Genomic DNA, 18,984 nt, shown 5'->3' on the forward strand with positions numbered 1-18,984 from the left:
CTCAGATGACCTCGAACAATCCTTCGACTTCCACAGCGGCGTCCGCCGGCAGCGAAGCGACGCCAACGGTGGTGCGGGCGTGCCGGCCCTTGTCGCCGAAGGCGGCCACCATCAGGTCTGAGGCGCCGTTCAGCACCTTCGGTGCGTCCAGGAAGTCGGGCGTCGAATTGATGAAACCGCCGAGCCGCACCACGCGCGCGACCTTGTCGAGGTCGCCGAGCGCGGCCTTGATCTGCGCAAACAGGTTGATCGCGCAGCCGCGGGCGGCGGCCTGACCCTGCTCGAGGGTGACGCCGGCGCCCAGCTTGCCCTTGGCGATCAGCTTGCCCTGGCCATCGAAGCAAAGCTGGCCGGAGACGAACAGCAGGTTGCCGGTCCGGACGAAGCCGACATAGTTCGCCACGGGAGCAGCGGGCTCGGGCAGGGTGATGCCCTGTGCCGCCAGTTTCTGTTCGACCGTACCTGCCATGTTTTCCGTCCCCGGTTCAGTGACAATCAGGGCGCACTGTTTCGCGCATCGCGCCGCCGCTTTCAAGTCGGCCGCGGATCGGTCAAGGACGGCGCTTTCTGCGTAAACCCCGGTGAAATATGCCGAAAAACGCATCACTCGCGTCCTCGGCGTTACCTTTTTGTGAAACTGCCCCAGTTGCGGCGCAATAGAGCCGTCACTATTGTGACGAATCGCCCGTTTCCTAAAGGGATATACATGGCCCGCCTGTTCCGGATTCCGCCTCGCGTTTTGGCGATGACTATTGCCGTAGCCGCAGGATCGGGATTCATCAACGGAGCAGCGACGGCCGGAACGGTGCCGTTTCTGTCGCATCAGGCGCTCTACGAGCTCAATCTCGTGAAGTCGCGTGGTTCCAACGCGATCAGCGGCGTGCGCGGGCGCATCCTCTACAATTTCTCCGGCAGCACCTGCGAGGGCTACACATCCGAATTCCGCCAGGTATCGGAGCTCGACAGCGGCGAGGGCAAGGTTACGCTCTCCGACCTGCGCTCTTCGTCCTGGGAGGATGCCGCCGGCAAGAGCTACCGGTTCAAGATCGATACGCGGATGAACGACGGCGATTCCGCGCCGGTGGATGGCGTGGCGGAGCGGGTGGGCGACCACATCACGGTCAAGCTGAAGCAGCCGGTGGCGAAGACCTTTCAGCTCGACGGCAAAGTCGTATTTCCGACCGAGCAGATCCAGCACATCATCACTGCTGCGCGCGAGGGCAAGAGCGTGCTCGAGCTCACGGTCTATGACGGCTCCGACAATGGCGAAAAGGTCTACAACACGCTTTCGGTGATCGGACAGCCGATCCCCGGCGAGCGCGCGCCGGCGTCGCCCGATGCTTCGAGCACGAACGATGCGATGAAAGCGATGACCCGCTGGCCGGTGACGGTGAGCTACTATGACCGGGACGCCAAGGCCGTTGATGGCGAGCAGACGCCGGTCTACGCGATGTCGTTCGAGCTCTATGAGAACGGCGTCTCCCGTGCGCTGGTGCTGGATTACAATGACTTCGTGATATCAGGCGCGATGGGCAAGTTCGACGTCAAGGACTCGAAGCCGTGTAAGTGAGGTATTATTCGCGGCGTACTCTGCCGTCATGCCCGGGCTTGTCCCGGGCATCCACGTTCTTGCCGCCACCGCGAAGGCGTGGATGGCCGGGACAAGCCCGGCCATGACGATGGAGGCCTATTCCGCCTTCGCCGGCCCCTTGTAAGAAATCCCCCTAATCACCGCCGCATTTCCGAACTTCTTGCGCAAGTCATCCATTGCGCGCTCGGCATGGGCGGAGCGTCGGTCGAGCATGTCGGTGTCGTCGGCCGCCGATCCCGGCCGCAGCGCGCTGACGCCGACGCCCATCAGGCGGAAGGCGGTGCCGTCGATCTCCTTCGCCAGCATCTCGCGCGACACCGCAAAGATCTTTCCGGCGAGCTGGGTTGGCGCCGCGATCGATTGCGAGCGGGTGCGCGGTCGGAAATCGGCGGTCTTCAGCTTCAAGGTGATGGTGGAGCCTGCAAGCTCGCTGTTCTTCAGCCGCGCCGAGACCTTCTCGGACAATCTCCACAGCAGCCTTTCCAGCGTGACGAAATCGCGGATGTCGTTCTCGAACGTGGTCTCGCTCGAGATCGTCTTGGCGCCGCGATCGGCTACCACGCGGCGGTCGTCGATGCCGCGCGCAAGCCGCCATAGCCTTCGGCCTTCGCTGGCGAACTGCTTCATCAGCTCGTTCTCGTCCGCGCGCTGCAGGTCGGCGATGGTGCGAAAACCGCGCTGGATCAGCCTTTCCTGGGTCGCAGGGCCGACGCCGAAAATGAATCCGACCGGCTTGTCCGCGAGCATCTCGCGCGCTTCGTCCTGGTCGAGCGTGGCGAAGCCACGCGGCTTGTCGAGGTCGGACGCGATCTTGGCCAGGAACTTGTTGCAGGACAGCCCGACCGACACCGTGATGCCGATATTGCGCTCGACGTCGCGGGCAAAGCCCGCAAGCACTTTCGCCGGGATCATGCCGTGGACGCGCTCAGTACCGGAGAGATCGAGGAAGGCCTCGTCGATCGACAACGGCTCGACCAGGGGCGTCAGCGCCTGCATCGCGTGGCGCACCTCGCGGCCGACGCGGACATATTTCGCCATGTCCGGTGGGATCACGGTCGCCGACGGGCAAAGCTCGAGCGCTTTGAACATCGGCATGGCCGAGCGCACGCCAAAAGTCCGCGCGACGTAGCAGGCGGCCGAGACCACGCCGCGTTTGCCGCCGCCGATGATGACAGGCTTGTCGGCGAGATCAGGATTGTCGCGTTTTTCGACCGTGGCGTAGAAGGCGTCGCAATCGATATGCGCCAGCGCAAGCCGGGGCAGGGCGTCATGGCGAACCAGGCGCGGCGAGCCGCAATGGCTGCAGCGCCTTGCCTTGAAGTCGAGATCGCCGAGACAATCCCGGCAGAAGCAGCGGGGGCCGTTGCTCGTGAGCGGAGCGCTCACGGCACGTCGCGTTCCCATTTGGGATCGTTCAAGACCTGGTGGGCCGCGGCGATGTTGGTCGGGTGCAGCTCGGAAGCCTTCGCAAACGCCTGCACGGTCGCATCATCCCGCATCACGAAATCGAGCACCGAGCTAAGGAACTTTGGATCGGAGGCGGCCGAGCGGAGCGTCTCCGGGCCGATTCCCGTCTCGGCCAGGAACAGGCCCAGCCTTTCGGGGTCGCCGGCAATGAAACCCAGTGCCTGAACCGCAACGATTTCAGCTACTTCGCGGGGATTTTGAACAGGCTTTTTCAACGGCCGGTTTGCCTTTCCGTTAACTTATGTTCTCTAATGAGACGCATCATGCCCGAGTCTTTCGGACCTGTTCAAGCAAGTGGAAACCACGCCACACAAGATAGCGTCGGGCTTAACGGGTTTGAGCGAATCTGGCGCTAGTTTGATTTTACATTTCGACGCGCCCGAGCGCGGTATCGAACGTACCGTATCAGGGACTGTTTCCTACGGCTTTGGAGGGACGGGATGGCCAAGACCGTCCTGATCGTGGAGGACAACGAGCTCAATATGAAGCTCTTTCGCGACCTGCTGGAGGCGCACGGTTATCAGACCTCCGGCACGAGCAACGGCTTCGAAGCGCTCGATCTGGTCCGCAAGCTGCATCCCGACCTGATCCTGATGGACATCCAGCTTCCGCAGGTCTCCGGGCTCGAAGTCACGCGCTGGATCAAGGATGATCCCGATCTGCGCAAGATCCCGGTGGTCGCGGTCACCGCGTTCGCGATGAAGGGCGATGAGGAACGCATCCGCGAGGGCGGATGCGAGGCCTATTTGTCCAAACCAATTTCGGTCGGCAAATTCATTGAGACTGTCCGACGCTTTATCGGGTAGGGGAGTAGAGTTTCGATGTCTGCGCGTATCCTCGTGGTCGATGACGTTCCCGCGAACGTCAAGTTGTTGGAAGCACGACTGTCGGCCGAATATTTCGACGTGCTGACCGCTTCCAACGGCGCCGAGGCCCTGCAGATCTGCGCTCGTGCCGAGTGCGATATCATCCTGCTCGACGTCATGATGCCTGACATGGATGGCTTCGAGGTGTGCCGCCGCCTCAAGTCCAACCCGGCCACGCACTTCATTCCGGTCGTCATCGTCACCGCGCTCGACAGCCCCGCCGATCGCGTGCGCGGGTTGGAAGCCGGCGCCGACGACTTCCTGACCAAACCGGTGTCCGACGTCGTGCTGATCGCACGCGTGCGCTCGCTGACGCGACTGAAGATGATGACCGATGAATTGCGCATGCGCGCGATCACCTCGCTCGAGATCGGCATGCAGGCGCCCGAACGCAGCGCGATTGCCGACAAGGGGCTTGGCGGCCGCATCCTTCTGGTCGACGACCGGCCGTCGTCCTACGAACGGCTCGCACCGATGCTGTCGGCCGAGCATACGGTCGATGTCGAGACCAACCCGGCGGAAGCGCTGTTCAATGCCGCCGAGGGCAATTACGACCTGCTGATTGTCTCGCTCAGCCTCGACAATTACGACGGCCTGCGGCTTTGCAGCCAGGCGCGCTCGCTGGAGCGGACCCGCCAATTGCCGATCCTCGCCATCTCGGATGCGGACAACAATGCGCGGCTGCTGCGTGGGCTCGAGATCGGCGTCAACGATTACCTGCTGCGCCCGATCGACAAGAACGAACTGTTGGCGCGGGCGCGCACGCAAATTCGGCGCCGGCGCTATACCGATCATCTGCGCGACAATGTGCAGAACTCGATCGAGATGGCGATCACGGACGCGCTGACCGGGCTGCATAACCGCCGCTACATGGAGAGCCATCTGGGGACCCTCGCCGAACAGGCCTCCGCCCGCGGCAAGCCGCTGGCGCTGATGATCCTCGACATCGATTACTTCAAGGCGATCAACGACACCTATGGTCATGACGCCGGCGACGACGTCCTGCGCGACTTCGCGACACGGATCCGCAAATCGATCCGCGGCATTGATCTCGCCTGCCGCTATGGCGGCGAGGAATTCGTGATCGTGATGCCTGAAACCGACCTTCACGTCGCCAGCATGGTCGCCGAACGCCTGCGCCGCTCGATCGCCGGTGAATCCTTCTCCATCAACAAGGGCGCCAACCGCATCGAGGTCACGATCTCGATCGGTCTCACCACGCTGGAGCGCAAGGGCGAGTCGGTCTCCGACGTGCTCAAACGCGCTGACAACGCGCTCTACCGCGCCAAGCACGATGGCCGCAACAGGGTGGTCTCAGCGGCGGCATAGCCGCTCCGTAGCGCGCGGGATGCGGCGTGCCCGCGGAGAGAACCCCTCATCCGTCGCGCATTGCATGCGCGCCACCTTCTCCCACAAGGGGAGAAGGAAAGGACGCGCCATCGCCGTTCGAACAGAATTCGTCCCTGCCTTGCAGGTGCCGGTTGATGCGCCCTCGCCCCTTGTGGGAGAGGACTGCTCCGGTACCAGCAACGTACTCGTTTGGGTGAGGGGTTCTCTCCACGGGCGCGTGCGCTCATCGTCCGCCCCCGGATTACGCTTTCGCTTCATCCGGGCTACTGACCTTCACCCCGGCATTCTCCAGCAGCACCCGCGCCGCATCTTTCGCCGCGCGCGCCATCGCGGGATCGTCGCGGACGAGATCCTGCGCGATCGAGCCATCGACCAGCAATTGCAGTTGGATCGCAAGCCCCTCCGGATCGGCAACGCCTAGCTCGACCAATCGATCGCGAAACCACAGCCGCCGACTTTCCTTGAAGGCGATGGCGATCTTCTTGACCGACTTGTCTTCACTGCCGAGTTCGGCGACCGCGTTGACGAAGGGGCAGCCACGAAAATCCTTGGCGCCGAAACGACGCTCCAGCGCATCGAAGGTGCCGAGGATCTGCTCGACCGGCGACTTGTCCGACGGCTTCGGCTGCACGAAGCGATGCTCGAGATAGGCCGCGATCAGCGCGTCCTTAGACGGAAAGTGATTGTAGAGCGTGCGCTTGCTGATGCCGATCTCGGCGGAAATCGTGTCGACGCCGATGGCACGAATGCCCTTCAGGTAGAACAGCCGGTCGGCGGTCTGAAGGATGCGGTCCCTCATCGTCTGTTTCTGGTGCGGAGAAGCCATGCGTTGGCTCCGTATCTCACTCGCTTGACAGCACCCCTCCCTTATAGCCAAGGTACACAGGTCTGTGTAACTAAAAAATGCGTGAATCGCAGGTGGACCTTGCTGCGCCGCCATCGATAGGGAGAACAAAAACAATGCCCTTGCTGCAAGTCCTGCGTCCCACGCTGCCCATCCTGATCGGAGCCTCGATCATGCTCACGCTGAGCATGGGCCTGCGCCAGAGCCTCGGCATCTTCATGCAGCCGCTGACGCACGACATCCGGATTTCTGTTTCCGACTTCACGCTGGCGCTGGCGGTGCAGAACCTCGCCTGGGGCTTCCTGCAGCCGCTCGCCGGCGCCATGACGGTGCGGTACGGCTTTCGCCCGATCATGGTGGTTGGCTCGCTGCTCTATATCGCGGGCCTTGCGTTCATGGCGGGCGCGCACGGCGTCATCAGCATCATGATCGGCGGTGGGGTCCTGATCGGTACCTCGATGGCGTGCACGGCAGCCGCGATCGCGATGTCGGTCGCTGCCCGCGCGGTGCCCGAGACGGTGCGCTCGACGGTGCTTGGCATCGTCTCCGGTGCCGGATCGCTCGGCGCGCTGCTGTCGGCCCCGATCGGACAGCTTCTCAATGAAGGTTTCGGCTGGCGCGTCGGTTTGCTCGGCTTCGTGGTGCTGGCGCTCGCGATGATTCCTGCCGCCTGGTACGCGGGTCGCATCGACAAGGTCCCGCTGCCCAAGCCAAGGTCATCCGAGGACATCGGCGAGGCCACCGCAGCCATTGCCGCGCGAGCAGCGCTCGGCAACGCCTCGTTCGTTGTGATGACTTGCGCCTATCTCGTTTGCGGCATGCAACTCGTCTTCCTCACCACGCATCTACCGTCCTATCTCGCGATCTGCGGCCTCGACCCAATGCTGAGCGCGCAGACGCTCGGCATGATTGGCGGCTTTAACGTACTCGGCTCTCTCTTCTTCGGCTGGGCCGGCCAGCGCTGGAACAAGCTTGCGCTGCTGGGCATGATCTACATCCTGCGCTCGCTGGCGCTCGCCTGGTATTTCATGCTGCCGGCGACGCCTGCCTCCACGCTGCTGTTCGGAGCCATCATGGGCTTCCTGTGGATGGGCGTCGGCCCGCTGGTCGCGGGCGCCGTGGCGGAGATGTTTGGGCTGCGCTGGCAGGCGATGATCCAGGGGCTCGCGTTCATGAGCCACCAGATCGGCAGCTTCCTCGGCGCCTATGGGGGAGGGCTGCTGTACGACGCGCTCGGCTCCTACACCATGGCCTGGCGCATCGGCGTCGCGCTGGGGCTTGCCGGCGGCATCATCCAGGTGGCGTTTGCGCTGGTGCGGCCTTCGCAGCCGCCGCTATTGAAGGCGGCGTAAAGTCCGCGCCGGTGGCTAGTCCTCCGCGGAGGACTGCTGCGCCATGCCGACGGCCATCGTGGCTGATTAAATTATGGTCAGTGATGTGCTTTCAAAATCGGCAGCAGCCAAGTTAGTTCACGCGTTGGTGAACGAGAGACGATGTTGATTCAACGGGTTTTCTCTGCATGGTTGGTGGCACGAAACTTGATTAAGTCTGGCTAAGAATTGGGAGTCGGAGACCGACACGGACGTCTTCCGACTTTGGTGTCTCTGAAAAGGCTGGCAGCCCATGAGGCTAGTCGCCGCCAATCCCAAGCCACTGAAACTCGACGGCCGTGCCGCGGCGCCGAGTTGCCCGAGCTTTGTGCCCAAGTCGGGCACGTTGCCAATTCTGGGCAAGCACTGCAGGCCAATTGCGGCGCTCCAAAGCACTGCGAAAACCCGACGAGCGGGCCACAGCAGACATTTGGTGACGTCCGTTGAGCAGCAAGCCGCGCGTGTGCCGGCGCGGCAAAGCCTCTCTTCAAGCCTTTCGCCGACTTCTCTTGCGACGGGAGAAAGATGATGCACTCAAGGATCTATGCGAGCCAAAGGCTCGTGAAATTCGCGGCTGCTTTCCTGGCGACTTTCCTGGCAATTGCGCTCCTCGGTCTCGCACTGGGCGACATTGCGTTTGCGCAGGACGCGACGCCGCCGGCCTGCGGCGGCAAGGTCCTTGAAAAGTGCACGCCGAACTCGGGTGACACGGCGTGGATGCTCACATCCGTCGCGCTCGTCTTGATGATGACGATCCCGGGCCTCGGCCTGTTCTATGGCGGCATGGTGCGCAAGAAGAACGTCGGCGACACCGTGATGACCAGTTTCGCGGTCACCTGTCTCGTCACCATTCTATTCGCCATTCTGACTTACAGCATGGCATTTCGCGCTGGCACGCCCCTTGTCGGCGGCCTCGATCGCATGTTCCTCAAGGACATCCTGAGCGACATCGGCAAGGGCGGAATTGGCAATCCCAATCCGCTTGCTCCAACCATTCCCGAGGCCGTGTACATCTGCTTTCAGATGACATTTGCGATCATCACGCCGGCGCTGATTGCCGGCGCATTTGCCGAGCGCATGAAATTCTCGGCCATGCTGTGGTTCATCGGCCTGTGGGCGATCCTGGTCTATGCGCCGGTTGCGCACTGGGTCTGGGGACCCGACGGCGTCTTCGCCGCTGCCAACGAGAACGCATGGGTGAAGGTGCTCGATTTCGCCGGCGGTACCGTCGTGCATATCAACGCCGGCGTGGCAGGTCTGATGTGCGCCATCATGCTCGGCAAGCGCAAGGAGACGGGGCCTGCTCACAACATGGTTCTCACCTTCATCGGGGCCTCTTTGCTCTGGGTCGGCTGGTTCGGTTTCAACGCCGGCTCCGCCGTCTCGGCGGGGATGCAGGCGGGCATGGCCATGCTGGTGACGCAGATCGCCACGGCGGTTGCTGCCTTCACCTGGATGCTGGTGGAATGGACGCTCAAGGGCAAACCGACCGTTATCGGCATCTGCTCGGGCGCGGTCGCGGGCCTCGTCGCCATCACGCCGGCTTCCGGTTTCGTGGGACCGGTCGGCTCCTTTGCAATTGGAATTGGCGCAGGCGTCTTCTGCTATTGGGGATGCACCGGCTTGAAGCGCACGTTCAACTATGATGACGCGCTCGATTGCTTCGGCGTGCATGCGATTGGCGGCATCGTCGGGGCACTGCTCACGGGCGTGTTCGCGGTCGAACAATACGGCGGGACGGCCGGCGTTCTGGAGGGGAACGCTGGTCAGTTCTTCAACCAGTGCGTCGGCGTAGCCTCCGTGATCGTTTACGATGCCGTCGTCAGCTTGATCATCCTCGCTGCGGTCAAGGTGTTCGTCGGGCTTCGGGTGCACGAGGACGCCGAGCGCGACGGCCTCGACCTCGCGCTGCATGGTGAAGTGGTGCACTGACTTAGCTCCGGTAGTAACGCCACATCCTGAGGAATGTCCGATGGATGTCGTCGGGCGACCGGTCGAATGGCTCCAGGTTGACGCACACCACGGCGCGGTGGTCCATGCGCCACGGCAGCCGCATCAAGCGGCGATAGGCCGGCCGCTTGCGCCAGTCGGCGACGAGCGCGCCGCTGAGAGGCATGCTGAGCGCGATCTGCAATTCATGGACGGTCATCGCGCGCTCGGCGATCTGGACGAGGTCGATGCGTTCGATGGCGCGCCAGCGGATCAGGCCGAAGGCCTGGATGAAGATGCCGTACTGATTGGCGCCGATGGTCGGGCGCCCGGTCTCCAGCAGGGGAATGTTGTAGTAGGTGAAGCCAGCCGCCGCAGCCGCAAGCGCCAGCCAATACAGCGCGCCGGTGATCCAGGTGGCTGTGAAGAAGATCGCGGCGAGGGCGGCGGTGATGTAGACGGGAAAGTAGATGTCCTCGCGGCCATATGCGACCGAGTAACCGCCGACGCTTCCTTCGTCCAAGGTTGCGATCATGTGAGCCCTTGCCCCCGGGCCACAAAATAAAAACGGGGCCGCGAGGCCCCGTTCGAGTGGGTAGTGTCCCGCGATCTTACTTGATCTTGGCTTCGCGGAATTCGACGTGCTTGCGCGCGACCGGATCGTACTTCTTCTTGACCAGTTTGTCGGTCATGGTGCGCGAATTCTTCTTGGCGACGTAGTAGTAGCCGGTGTCGGCGGACGACACGAGCTTGACCTTGATGGTGACCGCCTTGGCCATGTCAAAACCTCAGGAAATGTGGGGTATAGGAGCCGGCCAAGCGGCCCGCGTTTGGCCGGCAAACTAGTCAGAATCGGCCCAAAGTCAAGGTTTTCCGGACCCAAACCGGCCCAATTCGGGCGGATCAGTGCGCGAAAAACCGGTTTTTCGGCCGCGGCAGGCCCAGATTCTCCCGCAGCGTCTTGCCTTCATACTCCTTGCGGAAGCCGCGCTTCTGCAGTTCCGGCACCACCTTGTCGACGAAATCGTAGAGCCCGCCCGGCAGGTACGGGAACATGATGTTGAAGCCGTCGGAGGCATAGCTCGTTAGCCATTCCTCCATCTGGTCGGCGATCAGTTTCGGAGTGCCGACGAAGGCCAGCCCGCCATAGCCGCCGACGCGCTGTGCGAGCTGACGCACGGTGAGCTTGTCGCGCGCGGCGACGTCGACCAGGCGCTGGCGCCCGCTCTTGCTGGCATTGGTTTCGGGGATCGGCGGCAACGGCCCATCCGGATCGAATCCGGACGCGTCGGTGCCCAGGATCACCGAGAGCGAGGCGATCGCGCTGTCGTAGTGTACGCGGCTGTCGAGCAACGCCCGCTTCTCCTTGGCCTCCTCGACGCTGTCGCCGACGACGACGAAGGCGCCCGGCAGGATCTTCAGATGCTCGCGGTCGCGGCCGAGCTTGTCCATGCGGCCCTTGATATCGGCATAAAGCTTCTGCCCGTCGCTGAGACTGCCGCCACCGGTGAACACCGCTTCCGCCGTCTCCGCCGCGAGCTGCTTGCCGTCCTCCGATGCGCCGGCCTGCACGATCACCGGCCAGCCCTGCACCGGGCGTGCGATGTTCAGAGGACCGCGCACTTTCAGGTATTTTCCCTCATGATTGAGCACATGCATCTTCGAAGGATCGACGAAGAGCCCGGATTCGACGTCGCGCACAAAGGCATCATCAGCAAAGGAATCCCAGAGCCCGGTGACGACGTCGTAGAACTCCCGCGCGCGCCGATAGCGTTCGGCATGCTCCATATGGTCGTCGAGCCCGAAATTGAGCGCCGCATCCGGATTGGAGGTGGTGACGATATTCCAGCCGGCGCGGCCGCCGCTGATGTGGTCGAGCGAGGCAAAGCGGCGGGCGACATGATAGGGCTCGTCGAACGTGGTCGAGCCGGTCGCGACCAGGCCGATATTCTCCGTCACCGTCGCGAGCGCCGACAGCAGCGTGAACGGCTCGAACGAGGTCACGGTGTGGCTGCGCTTCAGCGCATTGATCGGCATGTTCAGCACGGCCAGATGGTCCGCCATGAAGAAGGCGTCGAACTTGCCGGCTTCCAGCTTCTGGGCGAGCTGCTTGATATGGGAAAAGTTGAAATTGGCGTCCGGCCAGGCGCCGGGATAGCGCCATGCGCCGGTGTGGATGCTGATCGGCCGCATGAAAGCGCCGAGCTTGAGTTGACGCTGTGCCATTTGCCCCGTTTCCGTGTGGGTCGTTCAGGAGCAGATAGGCACGAAGCACGGCGGCGCCACTGGGAAGATTATTTTGTTTTTGCACACTTGCGCGACATGCCTCTGTCAAGCTCCCAAAATGTCCTTCTGCATCCTGCCGCCGTAGAAATGGAAGAACGGCACCGGAGCGTCGTGGTTGAGCGGACCGGTAGCAAGCCGGCGGTCGAGCTCGGCCAGCACGTTCTTGGTCATGGCATGGGCGTCCGCCAATGGCTCGGAGCCGATCTCGACCCAGACCAGCTCGACCAATTCCGCATCGGCATGCACCACGCCCTCGACGCGGTGGGCGATGGCGGAGGCATCCGCCGTGAAGAAGCGCGTGTCGAAGCGGCGGACACGGCCAGGCGGGGTGATCGCGCGCGCGATGAGAAACAGGCCGGAGGGGTCGGGCAATAGGCCGGCATCGGCGAACGGCTTCCACGGACCATCGAGGTTGCCGGGCTTCTCAGCCTTGCGGCCGAGGCACAGGCCGGTCTCCTCGCAGGCCTCGCGGATCGCCGCATTGGCGAGCGCACGCGCGCGGCCGGGCGTGATCTTCGGGCTGCCCTTCAGCAGGTTCGTCTCGAGCTCCTTGCTGATCGGAGCGGCGACCGGGACGCGGTTGTCGGCCGCATCGACGCGGCCGCCGGGAAAGACGTATTTGCCGGGCATGAACACGACCTTGTCGTGGCGCTTGCCGACCAGCACCTTCGGCCTCGCGCTGGAGCGGTCGATCAGGATCAGCGTCGCGGCATCCTTGGGCCGGAAATACGGATGATGATCCGCTTCCTTTTCTTCCTTGACTTCCGCTTTGATCGCGGTCGCTGCTTCGGTCATTCCATCCCCGTTTGTTATTTTTTTGAATTTAAGGCTATCGGATCGGCGGAAGATCGTCTGGCGCGTTCTCGTCGAAACCGTGCATGCGCATCGCCCACTGGAAACCTACGACTGCGCCCTTGATCGGCTGCAACAGCAGCAGCGACAAGATGAAAGTCAGCGGCAGATAGATCGAGAGTTGCAGCCAGACCGGCGGTGAATAGTTGGTCTCGATCCACAGCGCGAGCGGCACCACGATGTGGCCGACGACGACGATAACGAGATAGGCCGGCAGGTCGTCGGCGCGATGGTGCGAAAAATCCAGGTCGCAGACCGGGCAGTGACCATCGACCTTGAGGAAGGCGCGAAACAATTTGCCTTGGCCGCAGCGTGGGCAGCGGCAGCGAAAGCCGCGCTTCAAGGCCGCCCACAGGTCGCGCCGCTCGGCCGCCGCGGCTTCGCGAGTCCACACCGTCGTCACGGGCTTCAGCGTTTCCATGACTTGCCTCGCTTCGATTTGCCGGACTTTTGCTTGCCCGGCTTGCGATCCTTCTTGCTCGTCGCGCGCCCCGCTTTCGCGCCCCGCACTTCTTTCTTCCGTTCGCGCCGGCCCTCGCTTTTTCTGCCGCGCGGAATGGCTTGTCCGCTCGACAGCAATTCAAAGCGTAGTGCACCGGCGATCGGAGCAGCTTCTACCAGACGCACGTCGACCACGTCACCCAATCGGTGCATGGCACCGCTGCGGGAGCCGATCAGGGCGTGACGCGTCTCGTCATAGTCGTAATATTCGGTGCCGAGCGTCCGGATCGGGATCAATCCATCGGCGCCAGTGTCATCGAGCTTGACGAACAGTCCGGAGCGGGTGACGCCGGAGATGCGGCCCTGAAAGCTCGCGCCGACGCGGTCGGCAAGATAATGCGCGATCAGCCGGTCGGCGGTCTCGCGCTCGGCCTTCATCGCGCGCCGCTCCGTCATCGAAATCTCGGCGGCGATCTCGGCAAGCGTCTCCGGCGTCTCGCTGTCCGGCAGGGCGCCATCGCCGAGCCCAAGCGCGCGGATCAGCGCACGGTGCACGATCAGGTCGGCGTAGCGCCGGATCGGCGAGGTGAAATGCGCGTATCGCCTCAAGTTCAGGCCGAAATGGCCGTAGTTCTCCGAGGAGTATTCGGCCTGCGCCTGCGAGCGCAGCACGACCTCGTTGACCAGCGACTCGTAATCCTCGCCCTCGACCTGTGCCAGCACGCGGTTAAAAATCGACGGCCGCAGCGCACCGGCCTTCGTGAAGGGAAGATCGAGCGTCTTGAGGAATTCCTGGAGGTTGTAAACCTTCTCCTGCGTCGGCTCGTCATGCACGCGGTAGATCAGCGGCAGGCCTTTCTTCTCGAGCGTCTCGGCCGCGGCGACGTTGGCGAGGATCATGAACTCCTCAATCAATCTGTGCGCGTCGAGACGTTCGGGGACGATGACGCGGTCGACCGTGCCGTCCGCCTTCAAGAGGATCTTGCGCTCGGGCAGATCGAGGTCGAGCGGATCGCGCTCGTCGCGCGCCAGCTTCACGAGCCGATACGCCTCCCAGAGCGGCTTCAGGATCGGATCGAGCAGGGGTCCAGTGGTGTCGTCCGGCCGGCCGTCGATGGCGGCTTGGGCCTGCGCGTAGTGCAGCTTGGCGGCCGAGCGCATCAGCACGCGGTGGAATGTGTGCGAACGCTTGCGGCCGTCGGCGCCGATCACCAGCCGCACCGCGAGCGCGCCGCGCGGCTCGCCCGGCACCAGCGAGCAGAGATTGTTGGAGATGCGCTCGGGCAGCATCGGCACCACGCGGTCCGGGAAATAGACCGAGTTGCCGCGGATCAGCGCATCATGGTCGAGCGCCGAACCCGGCCGCACATAATAGGCGACGTCGGCGATGGCGACGTGGATGACGTAGCCGCCCTTGTTGTGCGGATCGGGGTCGGCTTCCGCATGCACGGCATCGTCGTGATCCTTGGCATCGGGCGGATCGATGGTGACCAGCGGCACGTGGCGCCAGTCCTCGCGTCCCTGCAGCGTCGCGGGCCTCGCTTCCTCGGCCTCGCGCAGGGCGCCGCGCGAAAATTCCTGCGGGATTTCGTGAGTATGGATCGCGATCAGGCTGATCGCCTTTTCGCTCGCGATCGAGCCGAGCCGCTCTTTCACCTTGCCCGACGCGAGACCGAAGCCGCGGCTGCGAACGAGATCGACGCTGACGAGGTCGCCATCCTTGGCGCCGGCGGCGTCGGCGTTGGCGATGTTGAGTTCGCGTCCCGCCTGCTTCTTGTCGACCGGCACCAGCCGGCCGCCGCCGTCGGGGAGGGCGCGGAACAGGCCGAGCACGCGGGTCCTGGCGTGGTCGATGACCTTGATGATGCGACCGCGATAGGGCGTGCCGTCGGCTTCATCCGTCATCTCGATGCGCAGCAGCGCACGGTCGCCGACCCCTGCGGTGGTGCCGCGCTTCTGATGGCGCGGCGTGACGATACGGATCTTCGGCGCGGTGCCGTTCTCTTCCGTATCCCACTCGGTGGGCGTTGCGATCAGCTCGCCGTCGGCATCGCGGCCGGTGACGTCGGCCATCACGGTCGGCGGCAGCGCGGCCGGCTCATGAATCTTGCGGCCGCGTTTGGCGATCGTGCCGTCGTCGGCCAGCTCGCGCAGCATGCGCTTCAGCTCGACGCGATCGGCGTTCTTCAACCCGAATTCGCGCGCGATCTCCCGCGTGCCGACTTTTCCGGGATTGGATCGGATAAAGGCGACAATGGCGTCCCTGGCCGGAAAGCCATGGTCAGGCTTTTGCTTCACTTACCCTCGAGCCTTGCCCGCGCTTTTCTTCGCAGGCGTTTTCGATGTTGCGGCAGGTTTTGCCGCTGATGTCTTCGCAGCCTTCACCGGCGCACGCGCCTTGCTGGCGGCGTCCGATTTCGGCTTGCTCGGCGCCTTCTTTGCCGCCGCCTTCTTGGCAGGCTTCGCCGCGGCGTCGCCATCAGCCTTCGCCGGTTTTTCCGCCTTGGCTTTCTTGGCCTTCGCCTTGCCGCCGCCCTTGGCTGCGCGCTCGTCGATCAGCGCGATCGCGTCCGCAAGCGTCACCTCGTCAGGCGTCTTGTCGCTCGGGATCGTTGCGTTGACGCCACCAGCAGTGACATAGGCGCCATAGCGGCCGTTCTTGAGCGCGACCGCGCCAAGCGCCGGATGATCGCCGAGCGGTTTGCCGGGATCGGCGCCGAAGCGCCGGCCGCTCGGACCTTTCGCGATCTTCTCCGCGATCAGCGTCACCGCACGGTTGAGGCCGATGTCGAAGACTTCGTCGCCGGCCTCGAGCGAGGCGTAGGTCTTCTCGTGCTTCACGAACGGACCGAAGCGGCCGATGCCGGCGGTGATCGGTTGGCCCGTCTCGGGATGCTTTCCGACCTCGCGCGGCAGCGACAACAGCTTGAGCGCAAGTTCAAGATCGACGTCGCTCGGCGAGGTGCCCTTCGGAATGCCGGCGCGCTTCGGCTTCTCGCCTTCGGCATAATCCTTCTGCTCGCCGAGCTGGATATAGGGGCCGAACCGTCCCGCCTTCACGGTGACGTCGAAGCCGGTGTCCGGATCCTGGCCGAGCACGCGGTCGGCGGCAGCCTCGGAATCGGCAGCGAGCGGCCTCGTGTAGCGGCATTCCGGATAGTTCGAGCAGCCGATGAAGGCGCCGAACTTGCCGGCCTTGAGGTTCAATCGGCCGGTGCCGCAGGTCGGACACTGCCGGGGATCGCCACCATCCGCGCGCGGCGGATAGATGTGCGGACCCAGCATCTCGTCGAGCACGTCGAGCACCTCGGCGACGCGCAGATCCTTGATGTCGTTGACCGCGCCGATGAAGTCGCGCCAGAAATCCTTCAGCACCTGCTGCCAGGAGATCTCGTTGTTCGAGATGCGGTCGAGCTGTTCCTCGAGATCGGCGGTGAAGTCGTATTCAACATAGCGGCGGAAGAAGCTCTCTAGGAACGCGATCACGACGCGCCCCTTGTCCTCGCCGTGCAGGCGCCGCTTCTCGAGCTTCACGTAGCCGCGGTCCTTCAGCACCTGCAGGATCGAGGCATAGGTCGAGGGACGGCCGATGCCGAGCTCTTCCATGCGCTTGACCAGCGAGGCTTCCGAGAAGCGCGGCGGCGGCTCGGTGAAATGCTGGGTGACGGTCAGGTCCTGCCGCTTCAGCGGCTCGCCCGCGCTCATCGCGGGCAGGCGGCGGGAGTCTTCGTCTTCTTCGTCGTCGCGGCCTTCCTGGTAGAGCGCGAGGAAGCCGTCGAACTTGATCACCTGGCCGGTGGCGCGCAATTCCAGCACACGCGAGCCGGCCTTGGCTTCGATGTCGACGGTGGTGCGCTCGAGCTCAGCGGATTCCATCTGGCTGGCGATGGTGCGGGTCCAGATCAATTCGTAGAGCCGCGCCTGATCGTTATCCAGCCGCCGCTTCAGCTCGGCGGGCCGGCGCGAGAGATCGGTCGGGCGGATCGCTTCGTGCGCTTCCTGCGCGTTCTTGGCCTTGGCCTGGTACTGGCGCGGAGCGTCGGGCACATAGGCGTTGCCGAAGTCCTCGCCAATCACCTTGCGCGCCTGGGTGATCGCGGACGGATCGATCTGCACGCCGTCGGTACGCATATAGGTGATGAGGCCGGTGGTCTCGCCGCCGATGTCGATGCCTTCATAGAGCCGCTGCGCGATGCGCATGGTGTGGGCCGGCGCGAAGCCGAGCTTGCGGCTGGCTTCCTGCTGCAGCGTCGATGTGGTGAAGGGCGCCTGCGGATTGCGCCGGGCGGGCTTTGCTTCGACGGTCGCGACCTTGAACAGCGCGGCTTCGATGGCTTTACGAAAATCTTCGGCTTCCGCGCCCGAGCCGATGTCGAGCCGCGCGATCTTCTTGCCGTCGGCGCCGACGAGCCGTGCCTCGAAGGCGTCGCCGCGGGGCGTCAGAAGCGTCGCGACCAGCGACCAATATTCCCTCGGTACGAACTTCTCGATCTCGAGCTCGCGGTCGCAGACCAGACGCAGCGCCACCGACTGCACCCGGCCGGCGGAACGCGCGCCCGGCAATTTGCGCCAGAGCACGGGGGAGAGGGTGAAGCCGACGAGATAGTCGAGCGCGCGGCGCGCCATATAGGCGTCGACCAGCGCGCCGTCGATCTGGCGCGGCGTCTTCATCGCTTCGGAGACCGCCTGCTTGGTGATGGCGTTGAACACCACGCGCTCGATCTTCTGATCCTTCAGCGCGCGCTTCTCCTTCAACACCTCCAGCACGTGCCAGGAGATCGCCTCGCCCTCGCGATCAGGGTCGGTCGCGAGAATCAGGCGATCGGCACCTTTCAGCGCCTTGGCGATGTCATTGAGTCGGCCGGCAGCCTTGGGATCGACCTCCCAGATCATCTGGAAATTGGAGTCCGGATCGACCGATCCGTTCTTGGCGGGGAGGTCGCGGACATGGCCGAACGAGGCCAGGACCTCGTAGGAGGAGCCCAGATATTTGTTGATAGTCTTGGCTTTGGCCGGCGACTCCACAATGACGATATTCATGTCATTCCAATAGCTTATGGGAGGAACTGAAAGCGGGCTCCGCGAGACTCGCGACCCCTCTGTCGGGGCGAACATGGGTGTTGAGGGGCCCCCTGTCAAATCGAAGGATATTGAGAGGGTGGGGCGGGTCTACGACTTAATATCTAGGAAGTTGCAGAATGCGTCCTAGAGTTGCGGCCGAAAAGGCCCTATCCTCATTTCAAAATGGTGCTTTTGGAAAAAATTTTTGGCTAGGGCGGGAGGCCGCCGGAAGCGCTCCGCTTCTGGTCGGGAAAAGCGATCGCATCTGGATGAAACCGGCGAGGAGGGCGGCCCTGATGAGGCCGTGGCCTTCATTGCGGAGACTGTGACCGAGCTCGTGAAGCTCGCGGAACGTCACCGGTTGGAGGTCTTGAGTCATCTCTTGGGCATGGCGAAGCTCGAGGCCGAAGAACGGCTGCGCCTGCGCAGCAAGCGCAAGCTGTCGTGAAGGGGCGTCGCACTGTCCCGTAGGATGGGTAGAGCGGAAGCGAAACCCATCACGATGGAGCAAGCGGCGTGAATGATGGGTTTCGCTTTGCTCTACCCATCCTACGTTTCCGATTCGGTTTTCAAACAGCGGAGAGGATGTGGGTCCGCATTCTCGCGGCGCGTTGCGTCCGAGGTTTGCGTATCTCTTCACCCTCTCATTGAGCAGAGGGCGCAGGGAAAGCCGGGTGCCGGTTGCACCCATGGGTCCCGTGCAACAAAAAGCACGGGGGTAGGACCACAGGTTCAACCGAAGCATTCCGGCTTTCCCTGCGCGATGGTTTTACGGTTTCCTTCGCGCTCTCCCTGGTGACCGGGCTTTCTTGCCACCATCATCTCTTGTGCGAACTTCTTCGCGCAAAAAACTTAGCGCCAGCGTCGGGGCGCCAGGACCACACGACTTCGCCGTCCGTAATGCGCGCGCTCGTCAGTCACACACAT

General features: G+C 63.5%; 17 protein-coding genes. 6 read left to right on the forward strand and 11 right to left on the reverse strand.

What is annotated here, in order from left to right:
- Position 1: 1 nt before the first annotated feature.
- The gene (locus tag ACZIRK_RS14965) at positions 2-469 is read right to left on the reverse strand and encodes a RidA family protein (protein ID WP_130228743.1); all 468 of its coding nucleotides are present in this window, start codon (positions 467-469) and stop codon (positions 2-4) included.
- A 237-nt stretch (positions 470-706) separates the two neighbouring features.
- Between ACZIRK_RS14965 and ACZIRK_RS14970 the strand changes: the two genes are divergently transcribed.
- The gene (locus ACZIRK_RS14970; protein WP_207231103.1) at positions 707-1,570 is read left to right on the forward strand and encodes a cell envelope integrity EipB family protein; all 864 of its coding nucleotides are present in this window, start codon (positions 707-709) and stop codon (positions 1,568-1,570) included.
- Positions 1,571-1,687: 117 nt separating this feature from the next.
- Here ACZIRK_RS14970 and ACZIRK_RS14975 read toward each other — a convergent pair whose 3' ends face one another.
- Together ACZIRK_RS14975 and ACZIRK_RS14980 are read right to left on the reverse strand one after the other, a co-directional pair.
- Positions 1,688-2,995 carry a DNA polymerase IV gene (locus tag ACZIRK_RS14975; protein WP_130228729.1) on the reverse strand — a complete coding sequence of 436 codons (1,308 nt, stop codon included), beginning with the start codon at positions 2,993-2,995 and terminating at the stop codon, positions 1,688-1,690.
- Positions 2,974-3,273 (reverse strand): DUF3572 domain-containing protein, encoded by a 300-nt coding sequence (locus ACZIRK_RS14980; RefSeq protein ID WP_028163956.1) that lies wholly within the window; start codon positions 3,271-3,273, stop codon positions 2,974-2,976. Before ACZIRK_RS14980 ends, ACZIRK_RS14975 begins: the two co-directional genes overlap by 22 nt.
- A 225-nt stretch (positions 3,274-3,498) precedes the next feature.
- Here ACZIRK_RS14980 and ACZIRK_RS14985 point away from each other — a divergent pair, with 225 nt between their 5' ends.
- Positions 3,499-3,864, forward strand: a complete 366-nt coding sequence (locus ACZIRK_RS14985; RefSeq protein ID WP_027581229.1) for a response regulator — start codon at positions 3,499-3,501, stop codon at positions 3,862-3,864.
- Between the two features lie 15 nt (positions 3,865-3,879).
- The gene (locus tag ACZIRK_RS14990; RefSeq protein ID WP_028163955.1) at positions 3,880-5,253 is read left to right on the forward strand and encodes a PleD family two-component system response regulator; all 1,374 of its coding nucleotides are present in this window, start codon (positions 3,880-3,882) and stop codon (positions 5,251-5,253) included.
- A gap of 262 nt (positions 5,254-5,515) precedes the next feature.
- Here ACZIRK_RS14990 and ACZIRK_RS14995 read toward each other — a convergent pair whose 3' ends face one another.
- Positions 5,516-6,100, reverse strand: a complete 585-nt coding sequence (locus ACZIRK_RS14995) for a TetR/AcrR family transcriptional regulator (protein WP_130228728.1) — start codon at positions 6,098-6,100, stop codon at positions 5,516-5,518.
- Positions 6,101-6,234: 134 nt separating this feature from the next.
- Here ACZIRK_RS14995 and ACZIRK_RS15000 point away from each other — a divergent pair, with 134 nt between their 5' ends.
- Both ACZIRK_RS15000 and ACZIRK_RS15005 read left to right on the forward strand, forming a co-directional pair.
- Entirely contained in the window at positions 6,235-7,470 is a 1,236-nt protein-coding gene (locus tag ACZIRK_RS15000; RefSeq protein WP_130228727.1) for an MFS transporter, read from the forward strand.
- A gap of 543 nt (positions 7,471-8,013) precedes the next feature.
- Entirely contained in the window at positions 8,014-9,420 is a 1,407-nt protein-coding gene (locus ACZIRK_RS15005; RefSeq protein WP_463327599.1) for an ammonium transporter, read from the forward strand.
- Between the two features lies 1 nt (position 9,421).
- Here ACZIRK_RS15005 and ACZIRK_RS15010 read toward each other — a convergent pair whose 3' ends face one another.
- The 7 genes from ACZIRK_RS15010 to topA form a co-directional block, all read right to left on the reverse strand.
- A complete protein-coding gene (locus ACZIRK_RS15010; protein ID WP_130228725.1) occupies positions 9,422-9,952 on the reverse strand; it encodes a hypothetical protein in 531 nt (176 codons plus the stop codon).
- A gap of 76 nt (positions 9,953-10,028) precedes the next feature.
- On the reverse strand, positions 10,029-10,196 hold the full coding sequence (gene rpmG, locus ACZIRK_RS15015; RefSeq protein ID WP_027581235.1) for a 50S ribosomal protein L33: 168 nt from the start codon (positions 10,194-10,196) through the stop codon (positions 10,029-10,031).
- A gap of 124 nt (positions 10,197-10,320) precedes the next feature.
- Positions 10,321-11,643, reverse strand: a complete 1,323-nt coding sequence (locus ACZIRK_RS15020) for an LLM class flavin-dependent oxidoreductase (protein ID WP_463327600.1) — start codon at positions 11,641-11,643, stop codon at positions 10,321-10,323.
- Between the two features lie 105 nt (positions 11,644-11,748).
- Positions 11,749-12,498, reverse strand: coding sequence for an NUDIX hydrolase (locus ACZIRK_RS15025; protein WP_130231029.1), 750 nt, complete (start codon positions 12,496-12,498; stop codon positions 11,749-11,751).
- A 34-nt stretch (positions 12,499-12,532) separates the two neighbouring features.
- Positions 12,533-12,976: a DUF983 domain-containing protein gene (locus ACZIRK_RS15030; RefSeq protein ID WP_130231027.1), complete on the reverse strand. Its 444-nt coding sequence runs from the start codon at positions 12,974-12,976 to the stop codon at positions 12,533-12,535.
- Complete coding sequence (gene rnr, locus ACZIRK_RS15035; RefSeq protein WP_130231025.1) at positions 12,964-15,294, reverse strand: ribonuclease R; 2,331 nt, start codon at positions 15,292-15,294, stop codon at positions 12,964-12,966. The genes ACZIRK_RS15030 and rnr overlap by 13 nt, the downstream gene beginning before the upstream one ends.
- The gene (gene topA, locus ACZIRK_RS15040; RefSeq protein ID WP_130231023.1) at positions 15,295-18,036 is read right to left on the reverse strand and encodes a type I DNA topoisomerase; all 2,742 of its coding nucleotides are present in this window, start codon (positions 18,034-18,036) and stop codon (positions 15,295-15,297) included. It lies immediately after the preceding gene.
- 325 nt (positions 18,037-18,361) lie between these two features.
- Between topA and ACZIRK_RS15045 the strand changes: the two genes are divergently transcribed.
- Positions 18,362-18,505: a hypothetical protein gene (locus ACZIRK_RS15045; RefSeq protein WP_245287282.1), complete on the forward strand. Its 144-nt coding sequence runs from the start codon at positions 18,362-18,364 to the stop codon at positions 18,503-18,505.
- Positions 18,506-18,984: the final 479 nt, after the last annotated feature.

This window comes from Bradyrhizobium sp. Leo114, from assembly GCF_055229415.2.